Origin of the sequence: Bacillus sp. BHET2 (assembly GCF_005938125.1) — a bacterium.
Classification (GTDB): Bacteria; Bacillota; Bacilli; order Bacillales; family Bacillaceae_B; genus Rossellomorea.
Window position 1 is genome coordinate 21192 of the sequence record NZ_VCQN01000010.1, and the last position, 13940, is coordinate 35131.

Annotated in this window: 12 protein-coding genes; all 12 read left to right on the forward strand. The window is 42.1% G+C overall.

The window, feature by feature from the left end:
• The first annotated feature begins 516 nt into the window (after positions 1-516).
• Complete coding sequence (gene glmU / locus FGG79_RS20525) at positions 517-1890, forward strand: bifunctional UDP-N-acetylglucosamine diphosphorylase/glucosamine-1-phosphate N-acetyltransferase GlmU (RefSeq protein WP_138781738.1); 1374 nt, start codon at positions 517-519, stop codon at positions 1888-1890.
• Between the two features lie 13 nt (positions 1891-1903).
• Entirely contained in the window at positions 1904-2863 is a 960-nt protein-coding gene (locus FGG79_RS20530; protein WP_138781739.1) for a ribose-phosphate diphosphokinase, read from the forward strand.
• A 318-nt stretch (positions 2864-3181) separates the two neighbouring features.
• The gene (locus tag FGG79_RS20535; RefSeq protein ID WP_138781740.1) at positions 3182-3835 is read left to right on the forward strand and encodes a 50S ribosomal protein L25/general stress protein Ctc; all 654 of its coding nucleotides are present in this window, start codon (positions 3182-3184) and stop codon (positions 3833-3835) included.
• Positions 3836-3922: 87 nt separating this feature from the next.
• Complete coding sequence (pth, locus tag FGG79_RS20540; RefSeq protein WP_138781741.1) at positions 3923-4480, forward strand: aminoacyl-tRNA hydrolase; 558 nt, start codon at positions 3923-3925, stop codon at positions 4478-4480.
• A 131-nt stretch (positions 4481-4611) separates the two neighbouring features.
• Positions 4612-4842, forward strand: a complete 231-nt coding sequence (gene fin / locus FGG79_RS20545; RefSeq protein WP_138781742.1) for an anti-sigma-F factor Fin — start codon at positions 4612-4614, stop codon at positions 4840-4842.
• An 81-nt stretch (positions 4843-4923) separates the two neighbouring features.
• Entirely contained in the window at positions 4924-8457 is a 3534-nt protein-coding gene (mfd, locus tag FGG79_RS20550; RefSeq protein ID WP_138781744.1) for a transcription-repair coupling factor, read from the forward strand.
• Positions 8458-8752: 295 nt separating this feature from the next.
• A complete protein-coding gene (gene spoVT / locus FGG79_RS20555) occupies positions 8753-9289 on the forward strand; it encodes a stage V sporulation protein T (protein ID WP_138781746.1) in 537 nt (178 codons plus the stop codon).
• A gap of 173 nt (positions 9290-9462) precedes the next feature.
• Positions 9463-11082, forward strand: a complete 1620-nt coding sequence (locus FGG79_RS20560) for a putative polysaccharide biosynthesis protein (protein WP_240794347.1) — start codon at positions 9463-9465, stop codon at positions 11080-11082.
• A 13-nt stretch (positions 11083-11095) separates the two neighbouring features.
• The gene (gene yabN / locus FGG79_RS20565) at positions 11096-12556 is read left to right on the forward strand and encodes a bifunctional methyltransferase/pyrophosphohydrolase YabN (RefSeq protein WP_138781748.1); all 1461 of its coding nucleotides are present in this window, start codon (positions 11096-11098) and stop codon (positions 12554-12556) included.
• A 23-nt stretch (positions 12557-12579) separates the two neighbouring features.
• The gene (locus FGG79_RS20570) at positions 12580-12849 is read left to right on the forward strand and encodes an RNA-binding S4 domain-containing protein (RefSeq protein WP_138781797.1); all 270 of its coding nucleotides are present in this window, start codon (positions 12580-12582) and stop codon (positions 12847-12849) included.
• Between the two features lie 97 nt (positions 12850-12946).
• The gene (gene yabP / locus FGG79_RS20575) at positions 12947-13249 is read left to right on the forward strand and encodes a sporulation protein YabP (protein WP_138781750.1); all 303 of its coding nucleotides are present in this window, start codon (positions 12947-12949) and stop codon (positions 13247-13249) included.
• Complete coding sequence (gene yabQ, locus FGG79_RS20580) at positions 13246-13899, forward strand: spore cortex biosynthesis protein YabQ (protein WP_138781752.1); 654 nt, start codon at positions 13246-13248, stop codon at positions 13897-13899. The genes yabP and yabQ overlap by 4 nt, the downstream gene beginning before the upstream one ends.
• Positions 13900-13940: the final 41 nt, after the last annotated feature.

Sequence of the window (13940 nt, forward strand, 5' to 3'; positions counted from 1 at the left end):
GAAATATGCTCCTCTGGCCTGACCGAGCCCCTTCCGCTTTTCTAATTGTCCAGCTCCGGCGGCTAGTCCCTCGAGGTCATAAGCTAAATTGACCAAAAAGGCAAAGAGCGCCTTTCCGGCCAATCAATCTTATGCTTGTCGGGCCTGAGCAAGCCGCCTCCGCTTTTCTACATGTCCAGCTCCAGGGGCTTGGGGCTCGAGGTCATAAGCCAAGTAACCCAAAAAGGCAAAGGACGCCTTTCCGGGTTACTCGTCTTATGCTTGTCGCCCCAGGGCGAGCCCCTTCCGCTTTTCTACATGTCCAGCTCCGGCGGCTAGTCCCTCGAGGTCATAAGCTAAATTGACCAAAAAGGCAAAGAGCGCCTTTCCGGCCAATTCATCTTATGCTTGTCGGGCCTGAGCAAGCCGCCTCCGCTTTTCGTTTGACAAATATATGTACTTTTATATGAATCCTTGAAATGATAACGTTTTTAGGATATATTCGATATGGATAAAAAGGTTATTGGAGGACCAAAAATGACAAATCGATATGCCGTTATATTAGCTGCCGGACAAGGTACGAGAATGAAGTCTAAGCTTTATAAAGTTCTTCATCCTGTGTGTGGCAAGCCGATGGTGGAACATGTGGTCGACCAAATTTCAACACTACATATAGAGAAGACTGTCACAATCATTGGTCATGGTGCTGAGCTTGTAAAGTCGCATTTAGATGGTAAGAGTGATTTCGCTCTTCAGGCTGAGCAATTAGGTACAGCTCATGCTGTCATGCAGTCTGAAGATGTCCTTGGTGACATGGAAGGGACGACTTTAGTGGTATGTGGTGATACGCCACTCATTAAAGGAGAAACGATGGAAGCGTTGGTGAAGCATCATGAGGGCCAAGGTGCCAAAGCGACCATTTTGACGGGTCACACAGAATCTCCTGATGGATACGGACGAATCATTCGTAATCAAGAAGGATTAGTGGAACGCATTGTTGAGCATAAAGATGCATCTGAACATGAGCGAAGTGTGAAAGAAATCAACACTGGAACCTATTGTTTTGATAATAAAGCGTTATTTGAAACATTGAAGAAGGTTTCAAATGATAACGTACAAGGTGAGTACTATTTACCGGATGTGATTGAGATTCTTCAATCGGAAGGTGAAATCGTCAGTGCTTACCAAACAAGTGACTTTGCTGAGACGTTGGGTGTGAACGACCGTGTCGCACTTTCTCAAGCAGAGATCACAATGAAAAAGCGCATCAATGAATACCATATGCGAAATGGTGTAACGATAAAAGATCCAAACAACACGTATATCGATGCGGATGTAATGATTGGAAGAGATACGGTGATCCTTCCAGGAACCGTTCTTAAGGGAAACACCGTTATCGGCGAAGATGCTATGATTGGACCACATTCTGAGGTGAAAGATTGTCAGATCGGAGACCGAACCGTATTGAAGCAGTCTGTTGCCCATGACAGCTCGATCGGATCGGATGTTCAGATTGGGCCATTTGCTCACATTCGTCCGGCTTCTACCATTGAAGATGAAGTGAAGATTGGTAACTTCGTTGAAATTAAGAAGGCTTCGTTTGGTAAAGCAAGTAAAGCATCCCACTTAAGCTACATTGGTGATGCTGAGGTTGGAAGTGACGTCAACATTGGATGTGGATCGATCACGGTGAACTATGATGGAAAGAATAAGCACCTGACAAAGATTGAAGATGGTGTATTTGTAGGCTGTAATTCAAATCTGGTCGCGCCTGTTAAAGTTGGAAAAGGTGCATACATTGCTGCTGGTTCTACGATTACTGAGGATGTTCCAGGAGAGTCTCTTTCGATTGCAAGAGCTCGCCAGGTAAATAAAGAAAACTATGTTCAAAATCTAAATCATAAGAAATAATTGGAGGTCCACAATGCCAAACTCTTATATTAATTCCAAATTGAAAATCTTCTCTCTTAATTCAAACTACCATCTTGCCAAGGAAATCGCTGATGAGGTAGGAGTAGAATTAGGTAAATCGTCTGTTAAACGCTTTAGTGATGGTGAAATCCAAATCAACATCGAGGAAAGTATTCGTGGTTGTGACGTTTTCGTCATTCAGTCTACTTGTCAGCCTGTAAATGAAAACCTTATGGAGCTTTTAATCATGGTAGATGCGTTAAAGCGTGCGTCTGCTAAAACAATTAACATTGTTATGCCTTATTACGGTTATGCCCGTCAGGACCGTAAAGCGAGAGCACGTGAGCCTATCACGGCTAAATTAGTGGCAAACCTGTTGGAAACAGCCGGTGCTACCCGCGTAATCACACTGGACCTGCATGCTCCTCAAATTCAAGGTTTCTTTGATATCTTAATCGATCACCTGATGGGTGTTCCTATCTTAGCGGATTACTTTGAAGAAAGAGGATTCAATAACGAAGATCTTGTAATCGTATCCCCGGACCACGGAGGAGTGACAAGAGCCCGTAAGCTTGCGGAACGCCTGAAAGCACCTATCGCGATCATTGATAAGCGTCGTCCGAAACCAAACGTGGCAGAGGTTATGAATATCGTTGGTAATATTGATGGGAAGATTGCAATCTTGATCGATGATATCATCGATACTGCAGGTACGATTACGCTTGCAGCCAATGCCTTGGTAGAAAACGGAGCGAAAGAAGTCTTTGCTTGCTGTACCCATCCGGTTCTTTCCGGTCCAGCAATCGAGCGCATCGAAAACTCTAAGATTAAAGAACTGGTTGTAACGAACTCGATCCCATTAGGAGAAGAGAAAATGATCGGTAAAGTGAAGTCGCTATCTGTGGCCCCATTGATCAGTGAAGCGATCATCCGTGTCTATGAACAACAATCGGTCAGCACGCTTTTTGATTAAGAATTAATATTTGTAGTTTGTGCATAAGAAGAAGAGCCTGTCCTTTTAAGTGAGGAGGGCTCTTCTTTTTGTGCTGTTTTCTTAATCTTTGTTGCTTTTCATTATCGAACGTAAATACCGTTCAAAGCTTTACTAAAACACCTCACCTTATTCTGCCTTTCAAGTTGCCTCCTTGTGAAAACCCCATCTACCAACAATCCTAAAGCACGCTTCCCCTCATAAATTGCTTTTTGTATGTTTATTTCAAATGCGAATAGGGTAATTACTATATATAGAACTTAACTAACATAAACGATTAGGGAAGGTGTTGGATTAGACATGGCAACAGAATTAAAAGCAAATACGAGGAAAGATTTTAAGCGATCTTCATTAACACAGCTGAGACACGAAGGGAATATTCCTGGAGTTGTGTACGGCTACAAAGCAGACAATACACCTATTATGGTAGATGCGATTACGTTTATCAAAACGATTCGTGAGGTTGGAAGAAACGGAATCATTTCATTAAACGTGGATGGCAATAAACAAAATGTTATTTTAAGTGATTATCAGCAGGATCATCTGAAGGATGCTGTCACTCATGTTGATTTCCTTGCTGTGAATATGTCAGAGGAAATTGATGCAGATGTACGTATCGAGCTTGTCGGTGAAGCTGTAGGAGTGAAAGACGGAGGAGTCCTGCAACAGCCATTGCATGAGGTATCTGTAACAGCGAAACCGAATGATATTCCAGAATCAATTGACGTGGATATTGTGGATCTTCAAGTTGGAGATACGGTAACAATCAGTGATATCCGTGACAAATATAGCGTCACTCTAAATGAAGAGGACGATCGTACAATCGCTTCTATCCTTGCTCCAAGACAAGAAGAAGAGATTGAGAGCGGAGAAGAGCAGGAAGCTGGTACCCCTGAGAATGAAGAAGGAAGAGAATCAGAAGCCAGTGAAGAAAGTGAATCTACGAAAGAATAAAAAATCAATCTTTTTTGGCGTAACCTTTTGCAGGTTGCGCTTTTTACGTTATTCTAGAGTTATAAGGTCAGAAGAGGTGTTAGAAGAATGAAATTAATCGTTGGATTAGGGAACCCGGGATCGCAATATGAGAAAACACGACATAATATCGGGTTTGTTATTATAGATGCTTTAGCCGAGCGATTGGGTATTTCGTTGAACCAGTCTAAGTTTAAAGGGGTTTATGGCACATACCATTATAAGGGTGAAAAAGTTGTACTTCTAAAGCCACTTACCTATATGAATTTGTCTGGTGAAAGCATTGTCCCGCTTATGAATTATTTCGACATTGAAGATGAGGATTTGCTTGTCATCTATGATGACCTTGACTTACCGGTGGGGAAATTACGATTGCGGCAAAAAGGGAGTGCAGGCGGGCACAATGGAATTAAATCAACCATTGCCCATTTAGGGTCTCAGCACTTTAACCGCCTTCGTGTTGGAATTGATCGCCCAACCAATGGGATGAGCGTTCCTGATTACGTTCTTGGAAGGTTTTCAAAAGAGGAACAGGGTGAGCTGGATAAAGCCATTTCAAACAGTGTAGAAGCATGCGAGTCATGGTTCGAAAAACCTTTTCTCGAAGTCATGAATAAATTTAACTAGGCTTTTCATATACTAAATTTCCAAGAACAATTCATACCTTTAATGAAAGTATTCATCATCCTAACAGATGTTGAATAGCTCCCTTCAAACAAGTTCATACTAATTGTATAAATGTGTATGGAGGGAAAGGTATGACAATTCAATATCAGTGCCGACATTGTGGTACAAATGTAGGGACACTTTCAAATGTCACTGTTCATTCGGAACAGCTAGGGCTTCATATGCTGACCGAGGAAGAGCGGTTACACATGGTCCATTACCAGGACAACGGAGATATACACGTCAAGACGATCTGTGAAGATTGTCAGGAGAGTCTGGAAAGGAACCCAGACTATCACCAATTAGATCATATCATTCAGTAAGAACGCTTTGGTTTGGAGCCAAAGCATTTTTCTGTTTACAGTTGAGATATAAAGAAAGATCCATAGGGGAGGAGCGTACACTTGAAAGGTATTTTAAAGCAGGTTCATCAAAGTGAAGAAATTCAGTCCATCATCACAGGCGTGGAGGAACAATTGTCGGAACAACTTGTCGCAGGTTTGTCAGGCTCATCCCGAACTGCCTACATTGCAGATGTCTACTTACAAACGAATAAATCTACCATAGTGGTTACCCATAATTTATTTCAAGCACAGAAAATCTACGACGATCTCATTCAGTTTCTATCCGAGGATGAAGTGTATTTATATTCTGCTAATGAGTTAATCGCGGCAGAGTTGAGTGTCGCGAGTCCTGAACTGAGAGCACAACGGATCGAAGTGTTGAATAAGCTTTCTCAGAATCACCAGGGGGTGTACATTGTACCCGTTGCAGGATTAAGAAAAATCCTTCCCCCAAAAGCGATGTGGGAAACGAATCAGATCCGTTTTCGATTAGGTGAAGATATCGATTTGGATGAGGTATTGAATCAATTGGTGCAGATGGGGTATCAACGGACAGGCATGGTCAGCACGCCTGGCGAATTCAGCCTTCGCGGGGGAATCGTTGATGTCTTCCCTTTAACGTCACAGAATCCAGTAAGAATTGAATTATTTGATACAGAAGTCGATTCGATCCGCCTCTTTTCTGTTGAGGACCAGCGCTCAATTGATAAAATGAATGAAGTGGAAATAGGCCCTGCCACAGAGGTCTTATTGAAGTATGAGAATATTGAAAGGCTCATACAACAAATTGAGACGGGACTATCCGCAAGCTTAAAGAAGATCAAGGCAGCAGCCGTAAAGGAGAAGATAACCGAGTACATAGGACATGAAATCGATCAACTTCATAACGGTCAGGTTCCTGAGCAGATTTTCAAATATCTATCCCTGGCGTACGAGAGTCCTAGTAGTTTACTAGATTATTTGCCACATGACGGTGTTCTATTCTTTGATGATTTCAGTCGGGTACAAGAAATGAGTGAATCTCTTGAGAAAGAGGAGGCAGAGTGGTATACCTCATTGCTTCAAGATGGGCAGATTATTCATGACGTGCCCGTATCTCATATGTTTTCCAGACTAATTAGTGAGACGAAGTTGCCGAAGGTATATTTTTCCTTGTTCCTGCGCCATATCCCAAATACGAGTCCGCAGAACATCTTTAATGTGTCTACAAAGCCCATGCAGAATTTCCATGGACAGATGAATGTCTTAAAGGCTGAATTGGACCGTTGGAAAAAAGGGAAGTATACGGTAGTCCTACTGGGACCGGATGAAGAACGGGTCAAAAAGCTTCAAAGGGTTCTCGATGATTATCAAATCGAGATCGCTTTCGTAGAAGATGGAGATCAATTGTTACCTGGTACGATCCAGATGATCAACGGAAGCCTGACGAGCGGGTTTGAGCTCCCCTTACAGAAGCTTGCTGTTATTACAGAAGAGGAACTGTTCAATAAGAAAACACAAAAGAAGCCGAGAAGACAAAAGCTTTCGAACGCAGAGAGAATCAAAAGTTATTCTGAGCTGAAGGTCGGGGACCATGTGGTTCATGTGAATCACGGAATCGGTAAATTTCTTGGAATTGAAACACTCGAAATAAATGGAGTTCATAAAGACTATCTTCATGTGAAATATCAAGGAAATGACAAACTCTATGTACCTGTTGATCAAATTGAGCTTGTCCAAAAATATGTTGCCTCAGAAAACAAAGATCCAAAGCTTTATAAGCTAGGCGGAAGCGAATGGAAAAAGGTGAAGTCGAAGGTACAATCTTCTGTGCAGGATATAGCGGATGATCTTATCAAGCTCTATGCTGAACGGGAAGCGGCTAAAGGGTATGCCTTTTCTCCTGATGGGGACATGCAAAGAGAATTCGAGATTGCGTTCCCGTATGAAGAGACAGATGATCAGCTCCGCTCTGTAAGTGAAATCAAGCACGATATGGAAAGAGAACGGCCGATGGATCGATTATTATGCGGAGACGTAGGTTATGGAAAGACCGAGGTAGCCATCCGAGCCGCCTTTAAAGCCATTGCAGATGGAAAGCAAGTCGCGATCCTTGTACCAACGACGATCCTTGCTCAACAGCACTACGAAACAATGAAAGAGCGTTTTCAGGACTTTCCAGTGGAAATAGGCTTGTTGAGCCGTTTCAGAACCAGAAAGCAGCAGCAGGAGACAACGAAAGGTCTTAAAAATGGAACGGTCGATATCGTGGTGGGGACTCACCGTCTCCTTTCAAAAGATATTCAGTACAGTGATATTGGACTATTGATCATCGATGAAGAACAGCGATTCGGGGTTACCCATAAAGAGAAAATTAAGCAATTAAAAACGAATATCGATGTGTTGACACTAACAGCGACACCGATCCCCCGTACACTTCATATGTCAATGCTCGGGGTAAGGGACCTATCAGTTATTGAAACACCGCCTGAGAATCGGTTCCCAGTACAGACCTACGTGATGGAATACAACGGTGCTTTGATCAAAGAGGCGATTGAAAGGGAAATGGCCCGAAACGGTCAAGTGTACTTCCTCTATAATCGAGTCGAGGATATTGAAAGAAAAGCGGATGAGATTTCCATGCTTGTACCAGACGCACGCATAGCCTACGCACACGGTCAAATGAGTGAAAACGAGCTTGAAGCCGTCATCTTAAGCTTCCTTGCAGGAGAATACGATGTATTGGTGACCACGACCATAATTGAAACGGGAGTCGACATCCCTAACGTCAATACGTTAATTGTCTTTGATGCAGATCGAATGGGCTTATCCCAGTTATATCAATTAAGAGGTCGGGTAGGACGTTCGAACAGGGTAGCCTACGCCTATTTTACCTATCGGAAAGACAAGGTACTAACGGAAGTGGCAGAAAAACGATTACAGTCAATCAAAGAATTTACAGAGCTTGGATCAGGATTCAAAATTGCCATGCGTGACTTAACGATTCGAGGAGCAGGAAACCTCCTTGGAGCCCAGCAGCACGGATTCATTGATTCTGTTGGCTTCGATTTGTACTCTCAGATGCTCAAGGAAGCAATTGAGGAACGAAAGGGAGACCTTCACAAGCAGCCTGAGTCGAGCTTTGAAGTCGATATTGAAGTGGATGCCTACATTCCCGATGATTATATTAAAGATGGTCATCAAAAGATCGAAATGTACAAACGATTCCGCTCCCTTTCTTCCCTTCCTGAAATCGAAGAGCTGGAAGAAGAGATCCTGGACCGATTCGGTGAATACCCGGAAGAAGTCGGCTATTTATTCTTAATATCGGAGCTGAAAATATACGCTAAAAATACAAAGCTTGAATCCATCAAGCAAGATAAGAAAACCGTGAATATCTTTATGTCGCAAGAAGGAACGGCACAGATTGACGGATCGAAAGTATTTAATTTGTGCAACAAACATGGTAGGGCTGTCGGTCTCGGAATGGAAGGGTCCAAGCTGAAAATATCCATTAATACATCCCGGCTAGAAGCATCCAAATGGTTTAACATGGCGTATGACATCATCAAGCATCTGGATGAAGCAATAAAGGTAGAAGAAAATGCGAAATAATGGAACCTTTTCCGGTAGATAATGTGGCATTTCTTCCCTTCGTTATAATAATGTAACCAAAATGTAAACGCGTGAATTGTTTTACTTTACTATGATAAGGGTATTAGTATTTATGCAGCTGCCAACATTGGAAAAAGATACCTGCATTAGAATTTTAGTGAAATTAAAGAAAAAAACTTGAATGTGTATAGAACTTCTAAGTTGTAAGATACTAAACTCAACAATGGTAAAGTATTCATTTATAGGTGGATACATTGCCAAATAAAATCATCTGATGAAAGTGAGGCAACTATAGATGAAAGCAACTGGTATTGTTCGTCGTATTGATGATTTAGGGCGTGTCGTAATTCCAAAAGAAATTCGTAGGACATTAAGGATTCGCGAGGGAGATCCCCTGGAAATCTTCGTTGATCGTGACGGAGAAGTCATCTTGAAGAAATACTCCCCAATAAGTGAACTTGGTGACTTTGCTAAGGAATACGGCGAAGCGTTATACGACAGTTTGGGAAGTGCTGTGTTAATTTGTGATCGAGATACAGTCATTGCAATCTCTGGCGCTTCAAAGAAAGAGTATTTGAATAAAAATGTGAGTGAGCTGGTTGAGAAAGTGATGGATGACCGCACGTCTCTTTTACACACTCAACAAGGACAAGCTGAGCTTGTCGATGGGCATGATGAGGAATTAGCTTCCTATACGATTGCTCCGATTGTTGCAAATGGTGACCCGATTGGTGCCGTTGCGATCTTCTCGAAGGAACGTACAGTAGGCGAAGTAGAACAAAAGGCAGTAGAAACGGCAGCTGGCTTTTTAGCAAGACAAATGGAGTCGTAACTTGAAGGAGTGGCATTCTAGCCGCTCTTCTTTTTTTTGCCTGTTAACGAGGCGTTTGGAGAAAACAGAGTGTTCTTTATGGTAAAATGGCCAGTACATAAATGATTTGTCTTTGTCAGCTGTGAGGCTTCAGGGACATAAAGAAAAGTGTTATAGAAAGGCAGGAAAACTGGTTGAGTAAGAAGTACTCCTCCAACCAATTTTTGAGAGGGGCCATGGTCTTAACGATGGCGGCATTGGTAACGAAAATATTGAGTGCCGTTTACCGGGTTCCGTTTCAAAACATTGTTGGAGATATCGGATTTTATATTTATCAGCAGGTGTATCCGTTTTACGGGATTGCCATTGCGTTATCTACATATGGGTTTCCTGTCATCATATCCAAGTTAGTAGCTGAGAAATTAAAGGAAGAGGGTGAGGAGGGGGCAAAGAATGTGGCCGTCACCTCCTTCCTGTTCCTCTGTATTGTAGGAGTTACCTGGTTTCTTCTCGTCTACTTCGGTGCCGGGGTGATTGCAGGTTGGATGGGAGATCCTCTCCTTACGCCATTACTTCAAGTGATTTCTTTATCATTCCTACTGTTAGCCCCTCTGTCTGTCATGAGAGGATATTATCAAGGGAAGGAAGATATGGTGCCTACCGCTGTGTCACAGGTGACGGAACAGGCGATTAGAGTCGTGACGATTCTCGTATTTTCAACGATCTTGGTGTCTCAAGGATATTCCTTATATATGACGGGAAACGGAGCGCTATTCGGTTCGATAACCGGTGGTCTTGGAGGCTTAGTGATTCTTATTCTCTTCATTACGATACGCAAGGAGAAGCTGTTTTCACGAAAATATCTTGTTTTACCTAAGGGTTATTTACACATATGGTCACGATTAGCAAAGAATGGAACAGCCATTTGTGTAAGTGCCATGCTGTTGGTCTTATTACAGTTTGTCGACTCTCTGAATGTATATTCCCTCCTGTTATCATCAGGAATAGAAGAAGAGAGTGCGAAAACGATGAAAGGGATTTATGATCGGGGTCAGCCCTTCGTCCAGCTCGGAACAGTGGTGGCGACATCCATTTCATTAACGATCGTCCCATTGGTGACAAATGCCTATTTAAAGCACAGAGAAGCGTTGGTGAGGGAGTATAGTCAGCTATCTCTTAAAATCAGCATTACCATAGGGTTTGCTGCTACATTAGGCATCATTAATATCATGGTCCCGACCAATACAATGTTATTTGAAAATGCCTTCGGTTCAAAGGTCATTGCGGTATTCTGTCTATCGATTTTCTTTAGTTGTCTTATTCTCACCTTCGCAGGCATTTTTCAAGGGATTGGAAAGATATATTATCCAGCCGCCTGCATTTTAATCGGCATTATAGTCAAATATGTGGGCAATGCCTGGCTTATTCCTGTCATGGGGATTATGGGGGCATCGGTTGCAACCGTGGCTTCCTTAAGCTTTATGACCATCGTGATGGTAGTGAAACTAAGAAGGCTGTTTCCGATTCGATTTTTCACCTTTTCTTTTTATAAAACCCTATGTATGAGCGGTCTGGCGATGACGATTGGATTGCAGGGCTGGTTGCAGATTTATGATACACTTTTAGATAAAGGAATGCCCGAAAGGCAGCTTTCTGTCCTATTTTCCTTAGGGGGAGCGTGTATTGGGGGGCTTATTTTTCTAATTGTCTTTTTAAGAGGAAATGTCCTTTCAAGAGAAGATATCAGTTACTTACCTTTTGGTAGTAAATGGATTTGGTTGATGAATAGACTTCAATCAACGAATAAACAGTAGCGAGGAGAGAAACATGCATACTATAACAATTGTCGGTTTAGGTGCAGGCGATATAAATCAGCTTCCTTTAGGAGTTTATCGAGTCATTAAGAGCAGTGCACACCTTTACCTGAGAACGGATAAGCACCCGGTTGTAAAGGATTTAACATCAGAAGGAGTCGAGTTTCAAACCTTTGATTCTGTATATGAAAAACATGATCAATTCGAACATGTCTATGACGAAATCGTCCGTGAGCTGGTTTCGGAATCTGAAAGACACTCACTTGTCTATGCAGTTCCTGGTCACCCACTAGTGGCTGAAAAGGCAGTTCAAATGCTTCTGGAGCTTAAAGAAGAAGGGAAAGTACAGGTAGAGATCGGGGGAGGACAAAGCTTTATTGATCCTTTATTTGCTTCTGTCGGGGCGGATCCGATCGACGGCTTTCAGTTATTGGATGGGACAAGCTTAAACCTTCACGATATCCATATGAACCAACAGCTCATCATCGGGCAAGTCTATGATGCATTTATTGCTTCTGAAGTAAAGCTCACTCTAATGGAGCTTTATCCGTATGATTACGAAGTTAAGCTCGTAACGGCTGCTGGTAGCAAGGAAGAAAAGGTAGAACGGGTTCCTCTGGTCGAGCTTGACCGTGTAGCCAACTTGAGTAACCTGACCAGTCTTTATGTTCCGGCTGTGAAAGAAATGGAATCCACTTATAAGCAATATGCCACATTAAGAGAAATCATTTCAACATTGCGGGGACCAAGTGGCTGTCCTTGGGATAAAGAGCAAACCCACCAATCCCTCAAGAAGTACTTACTCGAAGAAACATACGAGTTATTAGAGGCAATTGAAGAAGAGGATCTGGATCATATAATTGAAGAGTTGGGGGATGTCCTTCTTCAGGTCATGCTCCACGCTCAAATTGGCGAAGATGAAGGAATGTTCACAATGGAGGAAGTGATAGAAGGTCTTGCTTCCAAAATGGTCCGAAGACATCCTCATGTCTTTGGGACGGTTCAAGTAGAGAACACCGAACAGGTCAAAGCAAATTGGGATGAAATTAAAAAGCAGGAAAAACCTGAGGGGCATGAACCGCTGCTCAAGAACACAGCAAAAGGAATGCCCGCACTCATGAAGGCGTACGAATACCAGAAAAAAGCCTCCAAAGTAGGGTTTGATTGGGAAGATCCTAAAGGGGCATGGGAAAAAGTATGGGAAGAAATGAAGGAGTTTGAAATTGAAGTCGAGAATTATAGTGAAAACCAAATGAAAAAAGAATTTGGTGATTTATTATTCGCTCTCATCAATGTGGCAAGATTCTACAAGATCCTTCCTGAGGAAGCGTTAGCCATGACGAATACGAAGTTTTATCGCCGCTTTTCCTATGTGGAAGGCCAGGTTCTGGCAACCGGCAGAAGCTTTGAGGATTTCTCATTAAAAGAACTGGATCAATTTTGGAATGAAGCGAAAAAGATGAATATTGAATAAGGGGGAAATGTATAATGGTTTCGATGAGATTAGATAAATTTTTAAAAGTATCCAGGCTGATCAAAAGACGAACCTTGGCGAAAGAAATTGCCGACCAGGGACGTATATCAGTAAACGGATTACAAGCAAAAGCGAGCTCTAACGTTAAAGTTGGTGACGAATTAAGCGTAAGGTTTGGTCAAAAGATTATGAGGGTAAAGATAGAAAGGCTTCTTGAAACAACAAAAAAAGAAGAAGCGAGTGGACTTTATTCCGTCCTTTCAGAAGAAAGAGTGCAAGAAGAAGCGGAATGAGGTTACAGGATCCGAGACCTCTAATTTAGTTCTATTTTTCTCCCTGACACATAAACATAGTTACAAAGCTTGTACTATGGGAATGTGAGGGATGGATATGAATCAACAATATGAAGGAAACAAAGATAAAACAACCTTTCAGGAACATGACGTCATGATGAGAGGCCGCAAGCTTCTCGACATCACGGGTGTGAAGCAGGTGGAAAGCTTTGATAACGAGGAATTCCTCCTTGAAACGGTGATGGGATTCCTATCTGTCAGAGGTCAAAATCTTCAAATGAAAAATTTAGACGTGGATAAAGGGATTGTGTCCATTAAAGGAAAGGTGTTTGATCTCGTTTACCTCGATGAGCAAAATGGGGAGAAGGCTAAAGGCTTCTTTAGCAAGCTGTTTCGATGACCCTCTCAACCCAGTTCTATACCATGCTTTCCATGATCGGTATGGGAGCTTTATTTGGTGCGACACTCGACACCTATTCTCGGTTTTTAAACCGGTCTGAGAGAAACAGATGGCTAGTATTCGTCAATGACATCCTGTTCTGGGTGTTACAAGCTCTTTCCATTTTTTATATTTTGTTTGTCGTCAATTTTGGTGAAATCCGTTTTTATATTTTCCTTGCTCTGCTTTGCGGATTTGCTGGGTATCAAGCGTTGATCAAGCAGCATTATCTGTCCTTTTTGGAGAGGGTGATATTGTTTTGTATCTCCCTCTATAATTTCGGTGTAAAAATGGTGAAGAATTTGATTTATTCTCCGATAAAATGGATGTTAATGCTTGTATTAACACTTGTTCTTTCTTTGGGAAAAGGGCTCTTATCCGTCATATTATTCCTTTTAAAGGCCATACTTAACGTGGTTCATTGGGCGGTTAAGCTCGTAATCACTCCAATATGGTGGATATTAAAAGCTATTTGGAATTTATTGCCGAAAAATCTTACAAAAAGAGTCGAGAAGTTATATAATAAAGTAGCAGGGATTTTTAAGGCGTACATCAAAAAAGTATATAGAGTGGCAAAAAGGTTCTCAAAGAAACCGAAAGACAAGGATTAGGTCTTAAAGGTTCGCCACTCCATATTGTAAGGAGGTTTGGA

Bases quoted from the DNA above. Each gene is read 5' to 3' on its own strand.
- glmU (WP_138781738.1), top strand. From the start codon at position 517: ATGACAAATCGATATGCCGTTATATTAGCTGCCGGACAAGGTACGAGA.
- FGG79_RS20530 (WP_138781739.1), top strand. From the start codon at position 1,904: ATGCCAAACTCTTATATTAATTCCAAATTGAAAATCTTCTCTCTTAAT.
- FGG79_RS20535 (WP_138781740.1), top strand. From the start codon at position 3,182: ATGGCAACAGAATTAAAAGCAAATACGAGGAAAGATTTTAAGCGATCT.
- pth (WP_138781741.1), top strand. From the start codon at position 3,923: ATGAAATTAATCGTTGGATTAGGGAACCCGGGATCGCAATATGAGAAA.
- fin (WP_138781742.1), top strand. From the start codon at position 4,612: ATGACAATTCAATATCAGTGCCGACATTGTGGTACAAATGTAGGGACA.
- spoVT (WP_138781746.1), top strand. From the start codon at position 8,753: ATGAAAGCAACTGGTATTGTTCGTCGTATTGATGATTTAGGGCGTGTC.
- yabN (WP_138781748.1), top strand. From the start codon at position 11,096: ATGCATACTATAACAATTGTCGGTTTAGGTGCAGGCGATATAAATCAG.
- FGG79_RS20570 (WP_138781797.1), top strand. From the start codon at position 12,580: ATGAGATTAGATAAATTTTTAAAAGTATCCAGGCTGATCAAAAGACGA.
- yabP (WP_138781750.1), top strand. From the start codon at position 12,947: ATGAATCAACAATATGAAGGAAACAAAGATAAAACAACCTTTCAGGAA.
- yabQ (WP_138781752.1), top strand. From the start codon at position 13,246: ATGACCCTCTCAACCCAGTTCTATACCATGCTTTCCATGATCGGTATG.